The sequence below is a fragment of the Marinobacter sp. genome (genome assembly GCF_041690455.1).
Classification (GTDB): Bacteria; Pseudomonadota; Gammaproteobacteria; order Pseudomonadales; family Oleiphilaceae; genus Marinobacter.
In genome coordinates, this window is the sequence record NZ_JAWLHI010000051.1 from 1 (window position 1) to 22,766 (window position 22,766).

Genomic DNA, 22,766 nt, shown 5'->3' on the forward strand with positions numbered 1-22,766 from the left:
AAACGCAATCCCCTGACTCTGGCAGTAAAGCTTGTCCTCACCGGCGCCCTGGCCGGTTCACTCGCCGCGTGCGGAGGCGGCTCCAGCGGTACTTCCACCGACACAGTAAGCACCACCTCTGACGGCACCAGCGTTGGCCCGGTCACCGGTTTTGGCAGCGTCTACGTCAACGGTACCCGATTCCAGACCGATGGCAGTGTTTCCAGCGATGACGGCATCGAGCGTGAGACCCAGCTGGAAAAGGGCATGATCCTGAAAGTCGACGGCAACTGGGATGATTCCGGTGAGGGCGAGGCCCGCCGGATCGATTACGACGACACCCTCCGTGGCCCGCTGACCTCCGCGACCTGGGACGAAATCGAGACCACCGGTGAGCTGATCGTCGCCGGCCAGACCATCCGGGTGGATGATCAGACCGTCTTCAAAGGCGCCACCCCGGTCGAGCTGCGAGATTCCGCGGCAAACTGGCGCGTGCGGGTGAGCGGCTGGCGCCTGGATGATGGCAGCTTCCGGGCAAGCTTTGTGGGCGCCCGTGCTATCGGTACCGATTTCGATGATGACAACGAAGTGGAAATCGAAGGTATGGTCGCCAATCTCGATGATGTGGCGCAGACCTTCACCGTCAACGGCTACCCCGTGGATTACAGCAGTGCCGTATTCGACGATGATCTCGACGAATCCGAGCTGGCCAATGGCATGGCAGTTGAAGTTGAAGGCTACATCCAAGACGGCACGCTGATCGCCCGGGAAATCGACGATGAAGATGACCTGTTCGATGACGACGATGACGTGGAAATCTCCGGCGCCATTGCAGGCAGTTATGACGCCGGCACCCGCCAGTTCCAGCTCAACGGTTTCACCATCCAGGTCGACAACGATACTGAATTCGACGACGGCCTCCGGGAATCCGATCTGGGCGACGGTCTGCTGGTAAAAGTTGAAGGCGAGTACCGCGGTGGCGTGATCGTGGCCGACGAAATAGAGCCCCGCGAGGGTGAGGCCGAGCTGGACGGTGTTATCGAATCCCTCGGTGGTGACGGCGAAACGTTGGTGGTAAGCGGTGTTCAGGTGTTCATTACAGCAAACACACTGATCGATGATGACGACCGGGACGACGACGATGACAGTACCGTCAGCCGGATCCAGGATATCGAAAGCCTGAATGTCGGCGATTACCTGGAGGTCGAGGGTATCCAGACCTCGGACCTGGGCGGTGGCCTCGTTGCCCTCAAGATCGAGCGTGAGGACGACGATGACGACGGGTTCGAGCTGGAAGGTCGTGTGACAGCCGTCTCCAGTGATCGCATCACCGTCCTCGGTCTCGAGCTCCTGGGCACCACCTCCGGTATCTCGGTAGGGGACCATGTCGAAGTCGACTACTCCAGGAACGCCGGCGGTGAATACGTCATCGACGAAATCGAGGTCGAAGATTCGGATTCCGATGATGACAGCGACGATAATTGATGCCTGATTCAGCAGGGCGCTCTTCAGGGGCGCCCTCGCTGGTGTTCAGCGTTCCTATGGGAATACAATCCCAAACATGAAAAAGACCCCGACCAATCCGTTGCACCAGGCACTGTTCCGTATTCTGCGCCCTCTTGCCAGATTGCTGTTGCGTAATGGCATTCCTTTCGGAGAGTTCGCGGAGTTGGTAAAACGAGCCTATGTGGAAGCCGCCCTGGAAGATTTTTCCGGCGGCCGCCGGAAACCCACCGATTCCCGGGCAGCAGTGATGACCGGCCTGACCCGCAAGGAAGTCAAACGCCAGCGCGAGATCCTTGCCGGGGAGAACCCGGTCCGGGAGACCACCACCCATGCCAACCGCGCTTCCCGGGTGGTCTCCGGTTGGGTGCATGACGAGGCCTTCCAGGCCCGCGATGGCGGGCCGGCCTTGCTGCCGTTCGAAGGCTTGCTGAGTTTCAGTGAACTGGTCAAGCAATACAGCGGCGATGTCCCGCCCCGGGCGGTGTTGGACGAGCTGGTCCGGGTGGGCGTGGCGTCCGTGGACAGTGACTCGGGGCTGATCGAGCTCAAGCAGCGGGCCTATGTGCCGGCGGGTGACAGCGAGGAAATGCTCCAGATCTTCGGGGAAGATGTATCTGACCTTATCGCAACTATCGACTATAACCTTGTAAGTAGCGAATCAGGCCAGCAGCCCCTGTTCCAACGGACACTGACCTACGACAACATTCCTCCGGAAATCATGGACCGCTGGCGCGTCCATGCCGCTGCCCAGTCCCAGGCCCTGCTTGAACAGCTCGACAAGTGGCTAGGGCCCCACGACCGGGGAATTACGGGCAACGGCACTGGCAACCACACCGGCGAGCCGGTGCGCACCGGTGTGAGCATCTTTTACTTTGAGGATCCTGTGCAGGCAGGGAGAGACGAATGAAACGGAAATTGCTCTATCAATCAATCGGACTGACTGCCAGCACCCTGGCACTGGGAATCCTCTCCGCCTGCGGCGGAGGCGCGGGCACGAGCCTGGACGTGGCGGATGGGGGTATCCGGGGAACCGGATCGAGCGTCGGCCCGGTGTCCGGGTTCGGGAGTGTGTTTGTTAATGGGGTTAAATTTGATACCGACTCTCTTGGAGGATCGGTGGGTGGCGATGACGGTTTAGCCGCTGAGTCCCGTTTGCAGACGGGCATGGTACTCGAGGTGCAAGGAGAGTGGTTCACCGACGGTACCGGAGAGGCCTCGGGGCTCACCTATGACGATACCCTTCGTGGCGAAATCCTGATTATCCAGCCGTGGGATATCATCACCAAAACCGCCGTCATCGAAATCCTCGGCAGGACCGTCCATATCGATGGTCAGACGGTTATCAAAGGCAAGGCAGTAGTGGATCTGGCAAATGGAGATTTCGTCCGGATATCCGGGTGGAGGCTTCCGAATGGTGAGTTCCGTGCTTCGTACCTTGGGCTCAGATCGAGCTCGAATCTTGATGATTTTGATGACTTCAACGAAGTGGAACTCGAGGGTGATATTTCCTCGATCAACACTTCGGACGAGACGTTCAATATCGGATCGCAGGTAATCTTCTATGGCGGGGCGGAGTTCACAGGCCTGGTTCGTGAAGATCTGGCGGTTGGTGTCTCGGTTGAAGTCGAAGGCAACCTCGTTGGAGGTGTACTTCAGTCCAACGAAATTGAGCGCGACGATTTCCGTCGTTACACCCTGGATGATGAAGGTGATATCGAGTTTGTAGGACCTGTGTCTTCTGCCTACAACAGCTCGAATGAGACCTTTACTATTAACGGCCTGACCGTCCGTGTGACCCCGGAGACAGAGTTCGATGATGCACTCTCCGGTCCCGAGCAATTGGTTCCGGGGCTGTTGGTCCAGGTCGAGGGTGATTTTGAGAGTGATGGCACCATCACCGCAGAGGAAATCGAGTTACGAGAGGCGGACTCGGAAGTTGAAGCCGCCAGAACGTCCGAGATCGATTATTCCTCAAGTCAGTTGCGAATCGGTGGAGTGCTGGTGCAGGTTTCGCCGCTTACCATCATTACTGACGACGATGACGAAACCAGGCTTACCCTCGGGGATTTGCAGACGTCATTGGAGTTGAAGGTTGAAGGCGTTGACCGGTTTGACAACGATGGTAGTGGATATCTGGAAGCACTGGTCATTGAGCGCGGAGATGATGCTGCCGACGGCGAGTACGAGTTGACCGGTCGCATAACGGAAATGGTCGATGATCGGATCCGGGTTCTCGGTCTTGATGTGTTCACCACTACGGACACCGAATTCGACGATATATCCAAATCCGAACTGCAGGCGTTGGTTGATTCAGGTCAGCAGCCGGTTGTTGAAGTCGAATATCAATTCAACGGCGCTCGATTCGAGATCCAGGAAATTGAACTGGATGAGGACGACGACGATTAATTTCGTCGTCGAGTCACTCTCCTGACTGTCAGCCACAAACCCGGGAGCGAGCCTCCCGGTATTCCTTCTTAAGCCGGTCCACGAGGTCTGACACACTCAGCACGTCGTGGATCTGGCTCACCCCCTGGCCGGCGGACCAAACGGTTTTCCAGGCCTTCGCCTCATCATCCACCGGCTTCAGCTTCTCGCCGTAATTGATATCGCCGGCCTGGTTCAGTTTGTCCATATCATATCCCGCTGCCTCCAGGCTTTGGCGCATGAAGCTGGCGGGCACGCCGGAGACGGCCGGGGTATGGATGATGTCGGCCGACACCGCCTCGATGATCATGTTCCGGTAGGCATCTTCCGCCTGCGACTCGGTTGTATTGATAAACCGTGTGCCCACATAGGCCAGGTCCGCACCCAGTGCCTGTGCCGCCAGAATATCCTCACCATGGGACAAGCCACCGGCCAGCAGGATGGTACCGTCAAACACCTCCCGGATTTCATGGACCAGCACGAATGGATTGATAGTTCCCGCATGGCCACCGGCCCCGCCCGCTACCGCAATAATGCCGTCCACCCCAGCCTCGGTTGCCTTACGGGCGTGCTTCTGGTTGGTGACATCATGGAACACCAGCCCGCCGTAACTGTGCACCGCATCCACCACCTGGCTCGCGGCACCCAGGGAAGTGATCACCATGGGTACCTTGTGCTTCACGCACAACTCCAGGTCCGCCTGCCAGCGCGGATTGCTGCGATGGACAATCAGATTCACCGCCCAGGGGGCCACCGTGGCGTCCGGATTTTCCGTCCGGAACCGATCCAGCTCCTCATGCATCTGCACCAGCCACTGCTCGAAACCCTCGCTGGTGCGCTGGTTCAGTGCCGGAAAACTTCCCACGATGCCCTCCTTGCAGCAGGCAAGCGCCATTTCCGGGCCGGAAATGAGAAACATGGGGGCTGCCACAAGGGGCAGTGACAGGGAATCGGCAAGCGAAGAGGGCAACGGCATGGCATTTCCTTAATTTTTATCGGAACTTTTGTAGGATATAAAGGATCTTAGCGTGCCTCGGCCTCCGTGCAAACGACGGATGGCCCATCGGATCGGAACACTCAAAAAATCAAAAGGGAGCCCAGCCATGGGTGAAGCAAAACGCCGCAAGCACACCGGAACACCATCCCCTCGCAAATCCGGCAATCGTGGTCTCATCATCGGCATCGCCGCAGTCGTTGCCATCGCTGTCATCGTCGGCCTGTACTTACTGACCTCGGGGCCAGAACCCACCTCCGACACCTTGCCCGTAGCTGCGCCTGATGCAAAACCATTCCCGGCACAGCTGGACCAGTACGGCGTCTCGGTCGGTGACGAAAACGCCCCCGTCGTCGTCCGCGAATTCGCCGACTACCAGTGCCCGGCCTGCGGCCGATTCTCGGAGGCAACCCAGCGCCTGAAACAGGAATACGTCGAAACCGGCAAAGTCCGCTTCGTCTACTTCGACCTGCCTCTGCAACAGCACCAGAACGCCATGCCCGCAGCCCTCGCCGCCCGCTGCGCCGGAGACCAGGACGCGTACTGGCAAATGCACGACCGGCTCTACGGCAGCCAGACCGAGTGGAGCGGCTCCAACGACCCGGTAGCCACATTCACCCGTTACGCCGGTGACCTTGGCCTGAACGAGCGCCGTTTCCAGAACTGCATGGAATCCGAACTGCATCGCGAGGACGTGGAACAGAGCCGACAGGCGGCTACCCAACTGCGGGTGATGGGTACGCCCACTGTTTACGTGGATAACATCCAGCTGACGCGTCCCGGTTGGGGCCAGCTGTCGGCAGTAGTAGAGCGTGAACTGAGCCAGCAGGCTGACTAACTAGTGAGCCATTGGGCGCTGGGGGCCTGCCAAAATCGTGCGGAGCCATGGATGGCGGAGCCGAGCGTACAGGGACGTATCCACAGCGTATTTTGGCAGGCCCCCAGCGCCCAATGGCGGGGCGGCTAACTCAATTCTGCGGCCACCCCTGACTTGCGAAGTACTCTCAGTTGGTTAAACTTTGCGCCCTCGCGAAACCCGCGATTGAATTAAAACCCATGCTCCGGATTTACGATCCGGCCCGCAGGAGAAAACCATGAGCAATGAAGTTGTAGTCTGCGCACTCTACAAGTTCGCAGTCCTGAACGATTACAAAGACCTACGCCAGCCCCTGCTGAACCTGATGCTGGAAAAAGACGTCCACGGCACCCTGCTGCTGGCGCGTGAAGGCATCAACGGCACCATCGCCGGCAGCCGCGAAGGCATCGATGCGGTCAAAGCCTGGATCGCCAGCGACGAACGCTTCGACGGCATCGACTACAAAGAATCCTTTGTCGACATCCAGCCATTCAAACGCACCAAAGTGAAGCTCAAGAAAGAGATCGTCACCATGGGCGTCGAAGGCATCGACCCGAAACGCGTGGTCGGCACCTACGTGGATCCGAAAGAGTGGAACGACCTGATCTCCGATCCGGAAGTGCTGCTGATCGACACCCGCAACCAGTACGAAGTGGAGATTGGCACTTTCAAGAACGCCGTCAATCCGTCCACCGACACCTTTCGTGAGTTCCCCGAGTACGTGAAGGAAAACCTGGATCCTTCAAAGCACAAGAAGGTCGCGATGTTCTGCACCGGTGGTATCCGCTGCGAGAAATCCACCGCGTACCTGAAGGAACAGGGCTTCGATGAGGTCTACCACCTCAAGGGCGGCATCCTGAAGTACCTGGAAGACGTACCCGAAGAACAGAGCCTCTGGCACGGGGAATGCTTTGTCTTTGATGACCGGGTAACGGTGAATCACCGGCTCGAGCGCGGCGAGTATGATCAGTGCCACGCCTGCCGTCGCCCGATTACCGAGGAAGACAAACAGCGCCCCGAGTACGAGCAGGGCGTGAGCTGCCACCAGTGCATCGACTCCCTGACCGAAGAGCAGAAGGCCCGGTTCAAGGAGCGCGAGCGGCAGATGCGTCTGGCCGAGGAACGCGGCGAGGTGCATGTCGGCGGCGAAGCGGCCCGCATCATTGCCGAGCGCAAGGCCCGCAAGAAAGCAGAACGCGAGGCTCAGGCAAGAAAGAGTCTGCAAGGAGAGAAGGTTCGTAAAACCGCGGGCGCCTGATATTCAACCAGCAGGAGGTTTCATGGGGTTCAGACACGCAGTGGCAGTAACGCTCACGGCGTTTGCGACGTTCGTGCAGGCACAGGATGCCTCGGACTGGGAAGGCGAGGCCGAGCTGGGCGTGCTGGTGACCTCGGGTAATTCCGAGGAAGCCAATGTCAACGGCCGGCTGGCCCTGATCCATGAAATCGAGAAATGGCGCAACACCGGCGAACTCAGCTCGAAGTACTCCGAAGCCGAGGGTGAAACCACAACCGAGCAGTACAAGGCAACAGGCCAGACCGACTACAAGTTCGCCGAGCGTCAGTACTGGTTCCTTCGGGGCTCCTATGAAGATGACCGCTTCTCCGGGTACGACTTCGAAGCCACCGCCACCACCGGTTACGGCCACCGCGTCTGGGAAGCCGGGGAGCGCTCCTTCCTGGACCTCTCGGCCGGTGCTGGTTATCGCTACAACCGGCTGAACGAGCCGAATGCCGACGGCCAGAATGCCGAGGAAGAAGCCATCGCCCGGCTGGCGGGGCATTTCGATTATGCCCTGTCCGAGAACTCGCTGTTTCGTCAGAAGCTGAGTACCGAGATTGGCCTGGATGACAACAACGCCGTCAGCGAATCGGAAACCTCGTTGCAGTCGACTGTGGTGGGGAATCTGTCGATGAAGGTGGCGTTCCGGGTCAAGCATGTGTCTGAGCCGCCGGAGGGGGCGAAGGAGACTGACACGGAGACATCGCTGTCCCTGTTGTATGGATTTTGACGTGACCTGCCGGAGTCCGCGGGGTCAGAAGCAAGCCTTCTTCTGACCCCTCTTTCAAGCTTCAGACGTTATTCCGCAACCCCAACTCATCCGGATACGGCGTCAAATACTTCTGCACATGCAGATAATCCACCGGCTCCCGGCGCTGGGCCATGCGCAGCAGGGTCATGGGAACCACCAGTGGCACTTCACCCCGGCGGTAGGCTTCCATCTGCTCTAGCAACACCTTCTTGTCCTCCGCATGCATGGAGTCCTTGAGGTAGCCCAGCAGGTGCATCATCGCGTTCATGTGGGAGCCGCGGCTGACTTTCTGGCTCATGGCTTCCATGAACAGGTGGATGTATTTGTCTGCGATGTTTTCCAGCGGTTGGGATTTCAGGTCACTGAGCAGCGGGCCGAGCTGGCGGTAGATTTTCTCCGAGTGCGCCAGCAGCTGGAACTTGTGACGGGTGTGGAATTCGATCAGAGCCTGGGCGGAGAGGTTGTCGCCGCCCACATTCTGCATCCAGTCATCGTAGGCGAAGACCCGTTCGATGAAGTTCTCCCGGAGCATGTCATCGTTCAGCCGGCCTTCTTCCTCCACCGGCATCAGCGGGTAGGCGCGCATCAGGGCTTCGGCAAACAGGCCTCGGCCGTCGCGGCGAGTCACCCGGCCTTCCTCGTTGTGGACCTTGATGCGTTCCATGCCGCAGCTCGGGGACTTGGCCATGAGGATGTAACCGCGGAGGTCGGCGAGGGTGGGCATGATTTGCTCGATGAAGGAACTCATCTCATCGGTGTGATCGGCCGTGCCTTTGGTGTCGATCAGGCGGATGCCATCGGGGTACTCCCGCAAGTGGATGGCCGGGCGTGGGACGCCGAGGCCGGCCTCCAGTTCGGGGCAGATGGACCGGAATTCAAAATGTTTTGCCAGGACCTGGGTGCAGTAGCGGGAGTGCTTGTGGCCGCCGTCATGGCGGACTTCCTTGCCCAGCAGGCAGGCGCTGATTCCGACGGGGATGCCGCTCACGTGTTGTCTCCGGTTGTTAAAACGTCACTTGTAATACGTGATTTCAGTCTAGCTCGATCAGCTCTGTCTCGAAACTCTCTCAATTTCGTAGCAGGTCGGACTAGCGGGGCAGGGGTTCCAGAATACGCTGTGAATACGTCCCTGTACGCTCGGCTCCGCCCCTCACTGCTAAATGCTCCTGCGTCGCAGTGAGGGTCCTGGGCAGGCCGTCCATGGCCTGCCCGTGAAGCGCTTTCGCGCTCCACCCATGGCTCCGCACGATTCTGGAACCCCTGCCCCGCTAGCCCTCCCCAGACCTTGGCAGTCCGCTGATCGGGTGCTGGTGACGTTTTTTATCCACTAGCGCTAGAGTGCTTGCGTAAATGTTGCGGACGTCTTTGGCGAATTGTTCCACCGAGAAATCGGCCGCAAACTCCAGGGCGTTACCGGAGAGGGTCTCGCGCAGTTCGTCGTTCTCCAACAGTTCCTTCACTTTGGCAACCCACTGGTCCTGCTTTTCCGGCGTCTTGAAGCCGTTGAATCCGTGCCGCACCACATCGTCGATGCCGCTGGAACGTACCGCAACAACCGGAAGGCCCGCGGCCATGGCTTCGAGGATGACCATGCCCTGGGTTTCCGATTTGGAGGCGAACAGGAAGGCGTCGCCCAGGTGGTACCACAGGGCCATTTCATCAGGTGGTACCGCGCCGACGAGTGTGAAGTGCTGCTGCAGGCCGAGGGATTCGATTTTCTTCTGGAGCCGGTCTTTCTGGTGGCCGTCGCCGATCATCAGGAAGCGGAAGGGTAAGTCGGTCTGTTTGCGCAGGGCCTCAATGGCCTCGATCATGAAGTCGATGTTTTTCTCGTTGGACAGGCGCGAGACGCTGACGAAGATTATCTCGTCGGTGATCCCGAGTTCCTTGCGCAGCTCGACCACGTCTTCCGGGTTCACTTCCTGGAATTTCTGGTATTCGATGCCTGTGGGCTGCACGAAGGTGGGGGTTTTTACCCCGATCATGCGCAGGTATTCTTCCGTGGAGTAGGTGGGCACGATGACGCCGTCGCACTTGTTGGCGAAGTGTTTGATCAGGGCATGGGAGATCAGGTTCCGGAACAGCATGCCCGGCAGCGGTACGAAGTGGGCGTAGTGCTCGAGTCGCGTGTGGTAGGTGTAGATCGCAGGAACCTTGAGGGTGCGTGCGATGAACAGGCCCAGACTGCCGAGCCAGAAAGGGTGGTGTACGTGGATGATGTCAGGCCGGAACGCCTTTACCTGCGCCCGGATCCTGGGCTGGAAGATGTTGGCCAGCCGGAACTCCCGGTTCTTGCCCATGGTGAGCATGGAAGGTACCCGCACCACAGACTCTTCCTGCTCCGGCTGGTCCTTGTAGCCGGGCGCAACAATGAGCGAGTGGTCCCCCAGGTTCTCCAGCCCGCGCCGTAACCGGTCGATGGAGATGGGCACGCCACCGATAAAGGGCAGGTAGTTGTTTGTGAACATCGCCACCCGCAGGGGGTTCTCGAGCCAGGGGGCCGGATCCAGGTCGTAGTCCGGGTAGTAGTCCTTGCCGACGAAGATGATCTGGTAGAGCTTGATGGCAATGGCTGCAAACACCGCGACGATCAGGATGAAGTTCAGGTAGCCGGTGTAGAACAGTGAGTAGATAAAGAACCAGAAACTTTCCAGGGTACTCCACACCGGATGCTGCCCGACTTCCAGTCGCTGCAGGTTGTGGGAGACGTCACCATCCGGGGTCACACTGACTTCCACGTAGTGATAAAAACTGCTCTCGTTGTTGAGTACCAAGCCGCCGGCCCCACCGGTGGTGATGAACTGTGTTCCATCTCTTTCCTGCTCGGCAAAGACGGAGAGGTTCGAGGAGAACACCATATCGATGCCCTGGCTGTCGATCAGCTCAAGCAGTGCTTCCCGGAATTCCGGTGGCTGCAGGTAGTCGTCTTCCTGGTCGAACAGCGGGTTCTGCTCCGGCTCCAGTGGTGGATGGCCTATGAACAGGATGCGGGCGTTGCTGGTATCCTGGGTGAGCAGGTCGCTGAGCCAGCGGATCTGCCAGCGCCAGGGGGTCTTACCGGTGCTGTCCAGGAAGATCAGCCGGGCGTTGCCGGTGCGGATACTGTAGAAATGCGGGCCGAAATGGTCGTAGAAGCGAAAGCTGCCGAAGTTGTCGAATTCGTGGGCACCGAAGGTCAGCAGGTAGGGAATCTGCAGATGGTTCAGGGTGCCGTACAGGGCCCGATACTTGTCCTCGCCACCACCACTGACGGCATTGCCCGCGGATACCATGAAATCCAGCCCGGAGCTGTTCAGCTCCGGAACAATGCGTTCCTCGAAAATACCGATGGAGTTGTTGATATTGCCAACCACGGCGAAGTTGACCGCCTCACCGCGTTTGACCCGCTCGTGGATACGCTCCACCTGGGTGCTGTGGAGGCTGTTGAAATCCTGCATGAACAGGTTCAGGTAGGACTTATACCCCACCAGCAGGATGACGATCAGCAGGCAAAGGTAGAACAACAGCTTGAGCGGGTTTCGGAAGATCATCCGGATCTCCTGCGGTCTTTGGTGATTTCCCTCTGGAGCACTATCAGCCCGACAATCATGCCCAGGTAAATGGTCAGGAAGCGCCAGCCCACGGTGACCAGTACCAGGTGATTACCGGAGAGGATATCCCGAAAGAAACTGCCAAACACCCCCTCAGAGATGCCCGAGGCGCCGGGGGTGGGTGAGAAATACATGATGAAGGTGGTCACCACCAGCAGCCCGAGCGTCACCAGGTAATCCACCTCGTAGCCCAGGCTGTGGATCAGCAGGGCCGGAAAGCTGAACAGGCTCAGCAGGAAGGTGGCGGTGAAGAATATCGACAGCAGCACGAACAGCGGCCGCCCCTCGATGTAATCGTTGAAGCTGAAGGAGAACCTCAGCATCTCCCGGCGGCACTTGAACTGCCAGCGGTCGTGGCGACGGGCGCCGATCAGGTGCGCCCGCCTGAGCAGGCTGATGAGCTTGCTCAGGGGCAGGATAAGCCACCGGGTCCGGAACAGCAGGACGATAAAGAAGCCCAGGTAAAGGGTGATAAATACTACCAGGGCGGTTCCGATCTCCCCGGAGATGGTGTGATTTTCCAGGGCTTTCAGTGTGAACAGAAAAACCGGGGTCAGCGAAAAGATGAAGATCACTGCCAGTACGGTGCGAATGGTGGTCGCGGCAGTAGCCCGCCCCACGGGAACGCCGTGGCGGGTGAGGTACCAGATCTGCGCAAAACCACCGCCGGTGGCCATAGGTGTCACGTTCGAGAAAAACAGGTTGATAAACACCAGCTTGAACATGATCCGGAACGGCAGTTTGTGGTCCAGGGCTCGTAACGTGTAGTAGAGCCTGAGCCCGTCAGACAGGAAATACACCAGCAGCAGGGCGCCGAAGGCCAGCAGGTTCTCAGGTGCGATCAGCCGGGTGTCGAAGGTAATGCTGCGGTCGGCAAACTGATGATAGACCGTATAAAGCCCGGCAGCGGTCAGGGCGACAAAGATCAGGCTGAAGAAACCGAGTCTTCGCCAGGAGGTCCCGCTCTCGTAATCGATGTCCGTTGAGTCTGTCATGGGCTGCCCGTCAGAGTGAGACGGGCAGTTTACATGGGAAGCACCGCCCCTTGAAATCCGGTTGAAACGCACACAGGTATATAGTTTGAATGCTCTGAACCAAAAGGGAAATGATCATGCCCAAGCATTTCGAAGAGGCCCCCGGCCTGTACGACGCGCCCGTTCCTGAGACAGAAGGCTATGTCTTCAACCAGACCATGATGCGCATCAAGGAACCCGAGCGCTCAATGGACTTTTACACCCGCGTTCTGGGTATGCACCTGATCCGCAAGCTGGATTTCCCGGAGATGAAATTCACCCTGTACTTCCTGGGGTACCTGGATGATCGCTCGGCCCAGTTCGTCCCGAACGACGACGCCCACCGCACCACCTACACCTTCGGCCGTGAGGCGATGCTGGAACTGACCCACAACTGGGGCACCGAAGACGACAACGATTTCGCCTACCACAACGGCAACGACGAGCCCCAGGGCTTCGGCCATATCGGCATTGCGGTGCCGGATGTGTATGCCGCGTCGGATCGTTTTGAAAAACTGGGCGTGGAGTTTGTGAAGAAGCCGGACGACGGCAAGATGAAAGGCCTGGCCTTCATCAAGGATCCGGACGGTTACTGGATCGAAATCCTGCAGCCGGACATGCTCGCCAAGCAGCAAAAGGACGACTGAACGTCCTTATGATTAACCGCCGTCGGACGCCTGTCCGGCGGCGGGTTTCCCGCCAAACCTGGAGGCGACGATCACCGCCGCCGTCAGGATCAGGGCGCCGGTAATGCCAATCGGCCCCAGCACCTCTCCCAGGAAGACCCAGGCCAGCAAGGCCACGAACAGCGGTTCCAGCGTCACGATGATGCTTGAAAGCGTCGCGGGCGTGGTTTTCATGCCGGTGAAAAAGCTCACGTAACCGATACAGGTCGGCACCACACCGATGTAGGTCACCATCAGCCAGTGCTTGAATGCCAGGGTATCCAGGCCGGCAAAGCCGCCGGTGGCAGCGACCACTGGCAACAGAATCAGCGCCGCGGTGAAGAAACAGATAAAGGCCGTCGTGAACACCGGTGTACCCGCCGAGTTGTACCGGCTGGTCAGGGTGAAGCCGGTGTAGACAACCGCAGCCAGCAGGGCCATCAGGATGCCGGCCAGGCGCAGGGTGCCGCTGGTGTCCATATCGCTCAGCACCAGCATGGCGGTGCCGATAATGGCGGCAATCAGCGAGAGGATGGTGAGCAACCCCGGTTTCTCACCGAGCAGGGGCGCGGCGGCGAGTGCCACCAACACCGGCGGCAGGCACAGCGAAATCAGGGTGGCGATGCCGGCGCCGGTGAGGTCCACGGCCAGCAGGTAGCTGCCCTGGTAGAACGCCTGGAACAGGCCGAGTGCTGCCAGGGGCAATAGAGCCTTGAGCCCCAGGTGTCGCAGGGAGCTCCCGGGTACCCGCTCATCGGGGTGGCCCCGCCTGAGCTGGCGTTGCTCCCGTCGCATCAGCAGCCAGAAAAACGGCAACGCCACCACCAGGCGAAGAAAGCCCAGGGTGATGGGTTCCAGCCCGGTGCCGGTAAACAGGAATTTGGCGACGATGCCTGTGGTCGCCCACAGCAAGGCCGCCAGGGCGATCAACAGTGCGCCTTGGATCATTCTATAACCAGTACAATCAGCTCTTTGGGGCCGTGGACACCGTAGGCCAGGGTCTGCTCGATATCCGCGGTTTTGGAAGGCCCAGAGATTAACAGCGCATTGGTCGGCATGCCAGAGGCCCAGTCCTGGGCAAGCATGGCTTCGTGGAACGTGGTGTAGATTTCCGAGGCGTTCAGCACGGCAATATGCACCGGCGGCACCAGGCTCATCAGGCGCGGTTCGTCCGGTGTCGGCCACAGGATCAGCGAGCCGGTTTCGGCGATGCCGCCCCGGGTGGAGGTGATGCTGGCATCCACCTCATTGAACAGGTAGGGCCTCCAGCTTTCGATGGGCTCATCGTACAGCAGCAGTTCCGGCAGGTCGGTGCGGTCGGAAGCCTTGATCGCCTGCCCGATGGCGTGCTCTTTCGGGATCATCAGGTTGCGGGCACCTCGGGTGTTCAGAACCTCGGCCAGCCGCTCGATCCAGGTGTCAGCGGTGCAGTGGTGTACCTCGCCGTGGACCGATTCGATCATCTTCTCGAACAATTCGATCCGTTCGGCGGTGCTCCAGTCCGGGCGCTTCAGCACCGAGAAATCGCATTCCGGGGCGGTCAGTTCTCCACCGGTGCGGTTGCGCAGGCGCTGGAGAATAATGTTTCGGGAACTCACTGGCCACGCTCCTTCATCCGCTGGTGCAGGGTTTTCGGTGCAAGCTTCGGTGCGGTACGGAAATCGGTCCAGACGCCCGCTTTCGAGGGCTGCAGGGCCCGGAATCTGGCTGCGACCCCGGTGCCCAGCCGGTAGATGCCAGGGCTGGAATGCATCCAGGCCCAGCCTTTCCAAATCAGCGCCTCGCCGGTGCTGCGCTTGGCGCCGTGACCCCGGACTTTGGCCGGGTGGAGCCGGTCGCCGTCCACCGACTCCTGGCGCAGGCGGACCAGCAGGTCCGGAATCGGAATCCTGACCGGGCAAACCTCGCCACAGGCGCCGCACAGGCTGGAAGCGGTAGGCAGATGCCGGCCTTCGTCCAGGCCGATCAGGTGCGGCATCAGGATCTTGCCGATGGGGCCGGGGTAGGTGGTGCCATAGGTGTGGCCACCGATGCGGGTATAGACCGGGCAATGGTTCATGCAGGCACCGCAGCGGATGCAACGCAGGGTGTCCAGCAGTTCGTCATCCTGGTAGATGGACGACCGGCCGTTATCCACCAGCACCACATGGACTTCCTCGGGCCCGTCCAGCTCTTCGCCCTTGCGAGGGCTCGAGATCATGTTGAAGTAGGTGGTGATGTGCTGGCCGGTGGCGGAGCGAGTCAGCAGCGCCAGCAGGGCGGAGACATCCTCCAGGCTCGGCACCACCTTCTCGATGCCGGTGACCGCAATGTGGCAGGGCGGCACCGTGGTGGTCATGCGGCCGTTGCCCTCATTCTCCACCAGGCACAGGGTCCCGGTCTCTGCCACTGCGAAGTTGACGCCGGAGACGCCCACATCCGCGTTCATGAACTTCTCCCGCAGCTGCTGGCGGGCGGAGGCGGTCAGGTACTCCACATCGTTGGAAAGATCGGTACCAGTCTTCTCGTGCATCAGCTCGGAGATTTCTCCGGTGTTCTTGTGGATCGCCGGCATGATGATGTGGGAGGGCGTTTCATCGGCGAGCTGGACGATGTACTCGCCCAGATCCGATTCCAGCGCCTCGATACCCCGGTCCTGGAGGTAATGGTTCAGCTCCATCTCTTCGGAGACCATGGACTTGCCCTTGATCACGGTCTTGGCGTCCCGGGCTACGCAGATATCGCGGACGATGCGGCAGGCCTCGTCACCGTCCACCGCCCAGTGCACCTTGATTCCGTTTTCGGTGAGCTTCTGTTCCAGTTGCTCCAGCAGGTCCGGCAGGTTGGACAGGGCCTTCATGCGGATGTTGGCGCCGAGATCCCGCAGGGTTTCCAGGTCCCAGCCCTCGAACGCTGCCGTGCGTTTGGCCATCAGCCCGTCCATCGCCTTGCGGAAATTCTGGCGGATCTTCGGGTTATGGATGGCCGCGTGTGCCCTGGGGTGGAATTCCTTCACATCGACGTGAGGATGGCTGTGGGCAGTGGTCTCGCTCATGACTGGCCTCCCTGGTTTCCGCGGGTTCGCTCCCACAGGAAACTGAGTATGTGCTGGCCCTGGAGGGGCTTGCCATTCTTCTCGGCATAGCCGTCGATGTTCATCAGGCAGCCGCAGTCGGTGGTGACAAATTCTTTGGTGCCGGCATCCACCAGGGTGTCCACCTTCTCACTGACCATGGCAGCGGAAATCTCCGGGTGACGAACCGCAAAGGTGCCGCCAAAGCCACAGCATTCTTCCGGACGGATCTGTTCCACCAGATTGACGTTCTTCAGCTGGCCAAGCAGGGCAGGGCCGACCTCGGCCACCCCCATCTCCCGGCGGGCCGAGCAGGACGTGTGCATGGCAACCGTCACCGGCTTACCCAGATCTTCCAGCTTGATGTGGCAGACATTCAGGAGGAAATCCGTCAGCTCCCAGACCCGCCCGGCGATTTCGGCGGCCTGGGTGGCCTGAGGCGTGTCCTTGAAAAGCGCGGTGTAATGCTTGCGCATCATGCCGCCGCATGAGCCAGAGGGCACCACAATCGGCCAGTTCTCCGGGAAAAGGTCCAGCTGGGCTTGCGCCACCGAGCGGGCCTCATCGTGGTAGCCGGAGGTGTAGGCAGGCTGACCACAGCAGGTCTGGCCCTGGGGGAAGATCACCTCGATGCCCTCCCGTTCCAGCAGTTCCACCCCGGCAATACCCGCATCCGGATAGAACATGTCCACCAGACAGGTGCCGAAGTAATAGACCTTCTGAGGTTTGGAAGGATAAACCTTGATGGGATCAGACATTAACGCCCCGCTCCGGGTATGGGATTGTTGTTATCCAACAATAATAGGGTGGGGGAGCGGTGGATGCCAAACGACTTTAGGCTCAGCGGCTTCTGTTGGATAGTTTTTGATAGACCTTTGATTTCTCGCGTTTGCCAATAGCGAGGACATAAACAATCAATTCGTCATCAACCACCTCGTAGGCGAGGCGGTAGCCGGCATTACGGAGTTTGATCTTATAGACGCTCTGGTAGCCGCGGAGACGGGCCGAAAGTACGTGGGGATTCTCAAGCCGTTCAGACAGTTTATTCTTGAATTGTTGCTTTATTGGTGGCGGAAGTTTTCTCCACTCCTTCAGTGCAACTGGCAGAAATTTAAGTTTATAAGTCATCCAGATTGACGCTGACAGCCTTGTGTTTGTCTTGGCGGCGCTTCTCGACGATTTGGCTTAGCTCCTGGTCGTCGATCATTTCCATTATCCACTCGTAGGTTTCCGCTGGAACCAAATACGCTGCGGGCTTGTTGTGGTTAAGGATAGCGATAGGAGCTCCATCAGATTCCGCCAACAGGGCTGTAGGGTTGCGCTTCAGTTCGGAAATGCTGGCTGAGCAATCGGCAAGTACTTTGCGCATAAAAGACCTCAAATGTGCATCAAAATAAGATCTCATTTTAGACCATTCTTTGCCAGTTGCCGATAGTGACAGGGTGGCTTGCGCCACCCTCGTTGAATCCTACTTTACGCTGAGGCGGTCTGCGTTCTTCTCCACAGTCCGTGCACCAATGCCTTTAACGTTAGAGAGATCGGTGGTGGAGGCGAAGGGGCCATTCGCCTCGCGGTATTCGACAATGGCCTGAGCCTTGCTTTCACCGATGCCGTTGAGGCTTGCCAGGGTGGCTACGTCTGCGGTGTTGATGTTCACGGTGGCGTCCTGGGCGTGGGCGAAACCGGTGAACAGGCTGAACAGCAGTACCAGCGTGGCGATAATCGGGGTTCTTTTCATGTGAGCATACTCCTGAGATTGAATAACGTCGTTATGGTTGTTTGCCAGGACGTCATGCCGCACAGGCGCAGGCTCGGTAGAGAGGCGAGAATAAAGGTCCGGAGGTGATGAGGTGTAAGGAAGGCGTTCCGAAAACGGAAGTGCACGGACTGGGCCACGCTCCCTGTGGACCCAATATCCGTGGCTGACCCTTGCCTGATCCATCAGGCTGCGCATCATCCTGAGCGCTTCATCCTTGCGTTCATCCCTGTAGTCCCGATCCTTCGGGTAACTCCTGATCCGTGGAGTTTCCATCCTTGAGCCAACGATCCTTGCCGGCTTGTCATCCCTGACAATTCCTATTCTATCGAGGATGGTCTGTAGCAAAATCGGATAATCGCTCCGTGATGTGTGAGATATGTCTTACGCCGATGTAAGCCGCGTGATTAGGGGAAAGAATGAAAACGGGGTCAGATGAAAGCCTTCATCTGACCCCAACTTCACTTCACCGCCACCCCGAGGTCGACATGCCACCCCAAGGTCGGCGCTGCCTCCGGGGTCAGATGAAAGCCTTCATCTGACCCCATCTTCACCTCCACCCCCGGCAGCCACCCGCCGATGCAGCTCCGCCGCCTCCCGAATCCGCTCCATGGTAATCTCCCGCACTGCCTTCTGACTGGCCCGAATATGTCGAGTCAGAAGGTCGGCAGCATCGCTGGCATGCCCGGCCCGCAGGGCTCCCAGAATCTGCGAATGCTCCACATAGGTCGCATCCACCCGATCATCCCTCGTGAAATCCAGCCGGCGGATAATCCGCAGCCGGTCGGTAATTTCCCGATGAATCCGGGTCATTTCCCGGTTGCCGGCGGCGGCCACCAGGTCGCAATGGAAGCTCTCGTCCAGCGCCCGGACGGTGCTGCCCACCGCCCGCTCGGAGGGATGATCCGGATTCCAGATGGCGGTCAGGGTGCGAACTGCCGGCGGTTCCTCGGGCAGGGCGCAGATCTTGTGCATGGCGGCCCGTTCCAGGGTGATCCGCAGATCGTAGAGTTCCTCCACCTGCCGGAAATCAAACGGCTTCACCTGCCAGCCGCTGCGGAACAGAACCTCCACATAGCCCTCCCGCTGCAACCGGTACAGGGCTTCCCGCACCGGCGTCCGGCTGGCACTCAGGCGGGTACCGACGTCTCCCTCGCTGAACTTGTCACCGGGGATCAGCCGGAACTCGAAGATGTCGTCCTTCAGGGCCTCATAGACCCGGTCCGCCATGGACTCTTTGCGTTTTCCATTTGCTGCCATCAGATTTCAATACTCAGCAGGGGCTCTCCCGGAGTCACCGCCTTGCCCGGTTCCACATGCATGGCACTGATCTTCCCCGACAGGGTCGCATTTACCTCGAACTCCATTTTCATGGCCTCGACGATCATCAGCGGATCGCCCTCGGCCACGGTATCCCCCGGTTTCACCAGACACTTCCAGATATTTCCGGCAATCTCGGCACTGACCAGTTCACCAAAACGCTCCAGCGCCGAGGCATCCGGCTTCGGCGGTGCTTTCGCCAACCGGTCCAGTTCTTCCGCCTCGCTCTCTTTCCACAGGGCCACTTCTTTGGCATAGGCCGCCTTCTGCATTTTGCGGAACTCCGCGATGGAATCCGCATTGGCGTCCAGGAAAGCCCGGTGGGAGTTCAGGTCGAAGGTTTCTTCCTCGATCCTGATGGTCAGCTTGCCGGCCCGGAACTGATCCCGCATCTCGGTCAGCTCGTCCTCGGTCACCGGGTAGTAACACACCTGGTCAAAGAACCGCAGCAGCCAGGGCGCGCCCTCGGCGAACTGGGGGTTCTTCAGGTACTTGTTCCAGATCGGCAGGGTGCGGCCCACCAGCTGGTAGCCGCCGGGTGAGTCCATGCCGTAGATGCACATGTAAACGCCGCCGATGCCCACGGTGCCCTCGGCGGTGTAGGTCCGGGCCGGGTTGTACTTGGAAGTGAGCAGGCGGTGCCTCGGATCCAGCGGCACGGCGCAGGGGGCACCGAGATAGACATCGCCGAGGCCCAGAACCAGATAGCGCGCCGAGAACAGCACATCGCGAACGTCCTCCCGGCTGGGCAGGCCATTGATGCGCTGCATGAAGTCCACGTTGTTGGGCAACCAGGGCGCTGTGTCCCGCACGGACTGGCGGTACTTGTCGACCGCCTCCAGGGTGGCGCTGTCCTCAAAGGCCATGGGCAGGTGAATGACCCGGCTGCGGACCTTGAGTTCGTCCGTAGGCGGCAGGGTGCCTTCCAGATCGAGCAGGTATTCCATCAGCGCGAGCTGCGGCAGGATGCGGGAATCGTAGCGCAGCTGCAGGGACCGCACGCCGGGCGACAGTTCCAGTAGTCCGCTAGGCTGCACGTCGGCAATGGCCTCCATCAGGGCATGGATACGCATGCGCACGCCCAGGTCCATCACGTTGGGGCCGTATTCCAGCAGGATGTACTGGTCCCCGGCCTGGCGGTAGGTGACTTCCGGCCGGCCTTCGGTCTCATCCAGATGCGCCAGGATCGTGGCGGACAGGTCGTTCACCGGCGCCAGTTCCGGCGCGACCAGATCAACCGCCGGCGGCGCCATCAGGCTCTTGATCGCCAGTTCCTGTCGCTCGGACAGTTTCACCGCGGTGTCGTAATCGATGGGCACGAAGCGGATGGTGTCGCCGGGCTTCACCTGGCCCACCTTCCACAGCTCGGCCTTGGCAATGGTGACCGGGCACACAAAGCCACCGAGGCTGGGGCCGTCCTTGGTCAGGATCACCGGCATGTCCCCGGTGAAGTTGATGGAGCCGATGGCGTATTCGCAGTCATGGATGTTGGACGGATGCAGGCCCGCCTCGCCGCCGTCGTCCCGGGTGAATTCAGGCTTCGGGCCGTTCAGGCGGATGCCCAGGCGGTTGGAGTTGTAATGCACCTCCCAGTCCTGCTCGAAGAACTTCTCGATGGACTTTTCGGTGAAGAAATCCGGTGCGCCGTGGGGACCATAGAGCACACCGATTTCCCAGTGGTCCGGATACTCGGGAATCAGATCCGGATCGGCCGGGGCCGGATCGTGGGTCGGCCCCGGGGTGGTGCAGGCGGGCAGTTTGATCTGGCTGATGCCAAGCATGTCGCCGGGCCGCAGGGGCCGACCGCCGTGGCCACCGAACTGGCCGAGGGCAAAGGTGGAGCGGCTGCCCAGGTACACCGGCACATCAAAACCGCCGCGCACCGCCAGGTAGGTGCGGCAACCTTTGATGGCCTTGCCCACGGCGAGGGTCTGGCCGGCCTTTACGTGAATCGGCTTCCAGAACGCCACCGGCTGGTCATCGAGGCTGGCGTCGGTGAGGGCGCCGGTAAGCGCGACCACCGCGTCCTTGTGGAACTTCAGGCTGGGGCCGATGAGCGTGGCTTCGAGACCTGCCGCGTCGTTGTGGTTACCGACGATTCGGTTGGCGATGCGGTAGGCGTAATCGTCCATGGGACCACTGGGCGGCACGCCGATGTTCCAGTAACCCACACGGCCGGGATAGTCCTGCACCGTGGTGTAGGTGCCCGGTTTGACCACCTCGGCCACGGACGGTTTGAATTCGAAGCTTTCCAGCGCCCGGGTGGAGACAATGCCATCCGCGAAGCTCTTCTGGGCGACCACCTGACGCAGGTAATCCAGGTTGGTGGCAATGCCCATCAGGCGGGTTTCGGCCAGGGCGTTACGCAATTTTGCCAGGGCGTCGTCCCGGTCTTTGCCGTACACGATCAGCTTGGCAATCATCGGGTCGTAGTGGCTGGAGACCTCGCTGCCGTTCTCCACCCAGGTATCGATGCGCACGCCGTCCTCCGGCCAGTACACGTCAGTCAGCTCGCCGGGGGAGGGCTGGAAGTCCTTGAGCGGGTCCTCGGCGTAGATGCGTACCTCCATGGAGGCGCCGTTGAGGGTGGGTTCGAAGCTTGCCAGATCCGGACTTTCGCCGGCGGCGATCTTCAACATCCACTCGATCAGGTCCAGGCCGGTGACGGACTCGGTGACCGGGTGCTCCACCTGCAGGCGGGTGTTCACCTCCAGGAAGTAGAATTCGTCCCGGTCGGCGTCGTAGATGTATTCCACCGTACCGGCGGAGCGGTAGTTGACGGACTGGCCGAGGGACACCGCCGCATCCAGCATCGCCTGACGGGTCGCCGCCGGCAGATTCGGGGCCGGGGTTTCCTCCACTACCTTCTGGTTCCGGCGCTGCAGGGAACAGTCCCGTTCGCCCAGGGCGACCACATTGCCCTGGCCGTCGCCGAAGATCTGCACCTCCACGTGACGGGCCCGGGCAATGAAGCGCTCCAGGAAAACGCCGCTGTCATTGAAGAAACTCTTGCCCAGGCGCTGGACGGATTCGAAGGCGTCTTTGAGATCGGCTTCACTCTCGCAGCGGGTCAGGCCGATACCGCCGCCACCGGCGGTGCTTTTCAGCATCACCGGGTAGCCCAGGGATTCGGCGGTCTGCAGGGCCTCGTCCAGACTGTCCAGCAGGCCACTGCCCGGCGCCAGCGGCACACCGGCGGCCTGCGCCAGCTCCCGGGCCCGGTGCTTGAGGCCGAACTCCCGCATCTGCTCCGGCGTCGGGCCGATGAACACAATGCCCTCGGCTTCGCAGGTCTCCGCAAAGTCGGCATTCTCGGAAAGGAAACCGTACCCCGGAATAATCGCCTCCGCGCCGGTCTGCTTCGCGGCGGCAAGAATCTGCGCCTTGTCCAGGTAAGTCTCGCTGGCACCGTTACCCGACAACGCCACCGCCTCATCGGCGCTGGTCACATGCAGGCTGTGGCGATCCTCATGGGAATGCACCGCCACACTGGCCACACCCATGGCCTTGAGAGTGCGAATGGTGCGAACGGCAATCTCGCCGCGGTTGGCAATCAGAACTTTGGAAAACATGGTCTG

Annotated in this window: 20 protein-coding genes; 7 read left to right on the forward strand and 13 right to left on the reverse strand. The window is 60.0% G+C overall.

Features of this window, described 5'->3' with window-relative positions; all coding sequences use genetic code 11:
- The 3 genes from ACESMW_RS13060 to ACESMW_RS13070 all read left to right on the forward strand — a co-directional run.
- Positions 1–1,464, forward strand: a 1,464-nt coding sequence (locus tag ACESMW_RS13060; RefSeq protein ID WP_372987459.1) for a DUF5666 domain-containing protein, incomplete at its 5' end; no start/stop codon positions are given.
- 76 nt (positions 1,465–1,540) lie between these two features.
- On the forward strand, positions 1,541–2,392 hold the full coding sequence (locus ACESMW_RS13065) for a DUF6502 family protein (RefSeq protein WP_372987460.1): 852 nt from the start codon (positions 1,541–1,543) through the stop codon (positions 2,390–2,392).
- Positions 2,389–3,891, forward strand: coding sequence for a DUF5666 domain-containing protein (locus tag ACESMW_RS13070; RefSeq protein ID WP_372987461.1), 1,503 nt, complete (start codon positions 2,389–2,391; stop codon positions 3,889–3,891). The genes ACESMW_RS13065 and ACESMW_RS13070 overlap by 4 nt, the downstream gene beginning before the upstream one ends.
- A 28-nt stretch (positions 3,892–3,919) precedes the next feature.
- Here ACESMW_RS13070 and ACESMW_RS13075 read toward each other — a convergent pair whose 3' ends face one another.
- Entirely contained in the window at positions 3,920–4,885 is a 966-nt protein-coding gene (locus tag ACESMW_RS13075) for an NAD(P)H-dependent flavin oxidoreductase (protein WP_372987462.1), read from the reverse strand.
- A gap of 127 nt (positions 4,886–5,012) precedes the next feature.
- Here ACESMW_RS13075 and ACESMW_RS13080 point away from each other — a divergent pair, with 127 nt between their 5' ends.
- The 3 genes from ACESMW_RS13080 (at position 5,013) to ACESMW_RS13090 (ending at position 7,771) form a co-directional block, all read left to right on the forward strand.
- A complete protein-coding gene (locus ACESMW_RS13080; RefSeq protein ID WP_372987463.1) occupies positions 5,013–5,741 on the forward strand; it encodes a DsbA family protein in 729 nt (242 codons plus the stop codon).
- A gap of 256 nt (positions 5,742–5,997) precedes the next feature.
- Positions 5,998–7,017 carry a rhodanese-related sulfurtransferase gene (locus tag ACESMW_RS13085; RefSeq protein WP_372987464.1) on the forward strand — a complete coding sequence of 340 codons (1,020 nt, stop codon included), beginning with the start codon at positions 5,998–6,000 and terminating at the stop codon, positions 7,015–7,017.
- 22 nt (positions 7,018–7,039) lie between these two features.
- Positions 7,040–7,771: a YdiY family protein gene (locus ACESMW_RS13090; RefSeq protein WP_372987465.1), complete on the forward strand. Its 732-nt coding sequence runs from the start codon at positions 7,040–7,042 to the stop codon at positions 7,769–7,771.
- Positions 7,772–7,832: 61 nt separating this feature from the next.
- Here ACESMW_RS13090 and ACESMW_RS13095 read toward each other — a convergent pair whose 3' ends face one another.
- The 3 genes from ACESMW_RS13095 to ACESMW_RS13105 all read right to left on the reverse strand — a co-directional run bounded on the left by ACESMW_RS13095 (position 7,833) and on the right by ACESMW_RS13105 (position 12,377).
- Positions 7,833–8,780, reverse strand: coding sequence for a YbgA family protein (locus ACESMW_RS13095; protein ID WP_372987466.1), 948 nt, complete (start codon positions 8,778–8,780; stop codon positions 7,833–7,835).
- A gap of 280 nt (positions 8,781–9,060) precedes the next feature.
- A complete protein-coding gene (locus ACESMW_RS13100) occupies positions 9,061–11,322 on the reverse strand; it encodes a glycosyltransferase (protein ID WP_372987467.1) in 2,262 nt (753 codons plus the stop codon).
- Complete coding sequence (locus tag ACESMW_RS13105; protein WP_372987468.1) at positions 11,319–12,377, reverse strand: YbhN family protein; 1,059 nt, start codon at positions 12,375–12,377, stop codon at positions 11,319–11,321. The genes ACESMW_RS13100 and ACESMW_RS13105 overlap by 4 nt, the downstream gene beginning before the upstream one ends.
- A 116-nt stretch (positions 12,378–12,493) precedes the next feature.
- Here ACESMW_RS13105 and gloA point away from each other — a divergent pair, with 116 nt between their 5' ends.
- A complete protein-coding gene (gloA, locus tag ACESMW_RS13110) occupies positions 12,494–13,042 on the forward strand; it encodes a lactoylglutathione lyase (protein ID WP_343811527.1) in 549 nt (182 codons plus the stop codon).
- Positions 13,043–13,054: 12 nt separating this feature from the next.
- Here gloA and ACESMW_RS13115 read toward each other — a convergent pair whose 3' ends face one another.
- The 9 genes from ACESMW_RS13115 to uca form a co-directional block, all read right to left on the reverse strand.
- On the reverse strand, positions 13,055–14,008 hold the full coding sequence (locus ACESMW_RS13115; protein ID WP_372987469.1) for a DMT family transporter: 954 nt from the start codon (positions 14,006–14,008) through the stop codon (positions 13,055–13,057).
- Positions 14,005–14,658, reverse strand: coding sequence for a lactate utilization protein C (locus tag ACESMW_RS13120; RefSeq protein WP_372987470.1), 654 nt, complete (start codon positions 14,656–14,658; stop codon positions 14,005–14,007). The genes ACESMW_RS13115 and ACESMW_RS13120 overlap by 4 nt, the downstream gene beginning before the upstream one ends.
- Positions 14,655–16,094, reverse strand: a complete 1,440-nt coding sequence (locus tag ACESMW_RS13125; protein ID WP_372987471.1) for a LutB/LldF family L-lactate oxidation iron-sulfur protein — start codon at positions 16,092–16,094, stop codon at positions 14,655–14,657. The genes ACESMW_RS13120 and ACESMW_RS13125 overlap by 4 nt, the downstream gene beginning before the upstream one ends.
- Positions 16,091–16,870, reverse strand: coding sequence for a (Fe-S)-binding protein (locus ACESMW_RS13130; protein ID WP_372987472.1), 780 nt, complete (start codon positions 16,868–16,870; stop codon positions 16,091–16,093). The genes ACESMW_RS13125 and ACESMW_RS13130 overlap by 4 nt, the downstream gene beginning before the upstream one ends.
- Before the next feature lie 82 nt (positions 16,871–16,952).
- The gene (locus ACESMW_RS13135) at positions 16,953–17,240 is read right to left on the reverse strand and encodes a type II toxin-antitoxin system RelE family toxin (RefSeq protein WP_372987473.1); all 288 of its coding nucleotides are present in this window, start codon (positions 17,238–17,240) and stop codon (positions 16,953–16,955) included.
- Positions 17,230–17,481 carry a type II toxin-antitoxin system Phd/YefM family antitoxin gene (locus ACESMW_RS13140; protein ID WP_343814792.1) on the reverse strand — a complete coding sequence of 84 codons (252 nt, stop codon included), beginning with the start codon at positions 17,479–17,481 and terminating at the stop codon, positions 17,230–17,232. Before ACESMW_RS13140 ends, ACESMW_RS13135 begins: the two co-directional genes overlap by 11 nt.
- 99 nt (positions 17,482–17,580) lie before the next feature.
- Positions 17,581–17,850, reverse strand: coding sequence for a ComEA family DNA-binding protein (locus ACESMW_RS13145; RefSeq protein WP_372987474.1), 270 nt, complete (start codon positions 17,848–17,850; stop codon positions 17,581–17,583).
- A gap of 552 nt (positions 17,851–18,402) precedes the next feature.
- On the reverse strand, positions 18,403–19,128 hold the full coding sequence (locus ACESMW_RS13150; RefSeq protein ID WP_372987475.1) for a GntR family transcriptional regulator: 726 nt from the start codon (positions 19,126–19,128) through the stop codon (positions 18,403–18,405).
- A complete protein-coding gene (gene uca, locus ACESMW_RS13155) occupies positions 19,128–22,760 on the reverse strand; it encodes an urea carboxylase (RefSeq protein ID WP_372987476.1) in 3,633 nt (1,210 codons plus the stop codon). Before uca ends, ACESMW_RS13150 begins: the two co-directional genes overlap by 1 nt.
- Positions 22,761–22,766: the final 6 nt, after the last annotated feature.

Excerpts from the sequence above, each read along its gene's own strand:
- ACESMW_RS13140 (WP_343814792.1), bottom strand. The coding sequence starts at position 17,481 with ATGCGCAAAGTACTTGCCGATTGCTCAGCCAGCATTTCCGAACTGAAG.
- ACESMW_RS13075 (WP_372987462.1), bottom strand. The coding sequence starts at position 4,885 with ATGCCGTTGCCCTCTTCGCTTGCCGATTCCCTGTCACTGCCCCTTGTG.
- ACESMW_RS13100 (WP_372987467.1), bottom strand. The coding sequence starts at position 11,322 with ATGATCTTCCGAAACCCGCTCAAGCTGTTGTTCTACCTTTGCCTGCTG.
- ACESMW_RS13135 (WP_372987473.1), bottom strand. The coding sequence starts at position 17,240 with ATGACTTATAAACTTAAATTTCTGCCAGTTGCACTGAAGGAGTGGAGA.
- ACESMW_RS13065 (WP_372987460.1), top strand. The coding sequence starts at position 1,541 with ATGAAAAAGACCCCGACCAATCCGTTGCACCAGGCACTGTTCCGTATT.
- ACESMW_RS13085 (WP_372987464.1), top strand. The coding sequence starts at position 5,998 with ATGAGCAATGAAGTTGTAGTCTGCGCACTCTACAAGTTCGCAGTCCTG.
- ACESMW_RS13145 (WP_372987474.1), bottom strand. The coding sequence starts at position 17,850 with ATGAAAAGAACCCCGATTATCGCCACGCTGGTACTGCTGTTCAGCCTG.
- gloA (WP_343811527.1), top strand. The coding sequence starts at position 12,494 with ATGCCCAAGCATTTCGAAGAGGCCCCCGGCCTGTACGACGCGCCCGTT.
- ACESMW_RS13070 (WP_372987461.1), top strand. The coding sequence starts at position 2,389 with ATGAAACGGAAATTGCTCTATCAATCAATCGGACTGACTGCCAGCACC.
- ACESMW_RS13125 (WP_372987471.1), bottom strand. The coding sequence starts at position 16,094 with ATGAGCGAGACCACTGCCCACAGCCATCCTCACGTCGATGTGAAGGAA.
- ACESMW_RS13150 (WP_372987475.1), bottom strand. The coding sequence starts at position 19,128 with ATGGCAGCAAATGGAAAACGCAAAGAGTCCATGGCGGACCGGGTCTAT.
- ACESMW_RS13115 (WP_372987469.1), bottom strand. The coding sequence starts at position 14,008 with ATGATCCAAGGCGCACTGTTGATCGCCCTGGCGGCCTTGCTGTGGGCG.
- uca (WP_372987476.1), bottom strand. The coding sequence starts at position 22,760 with ATGTTTTCCAAAGTTCTGATTGCCAACCGCGGCGAGATTGCCGTTCGC.
- ACESMW_RS13080 (WP_372987463.1), top strand. The coding sequence starts at position 5,013 with ATGGGTGAAGCAAAACGCCGCAAGCACACCGGAACACCATCCCCTCGC.
- ACESMW_RS13130 (WP_372987472.1), bottom strand. The coding sequence starts at position 16,870 with ATGTCTGATCCCATCAAGGTTTATCCTTCCAAACCTCAGAAGGTCTAT.
- ACESMW_RS13105 (WP_372987468.1), bottom strand. The coding sequence starts at position 12,377 with ATGACAGACTCAACGGACATCGATTACGAGAGCGGGACCTCCTGGCGA.
- ACESMW_RS13090 (WP_372987465.1), top strand. The coding sequence starts at position 7,040 with ATGGGGTTCAGACACGCAGTGGCAGTAACGCTCACGGCGTTTGCGACG.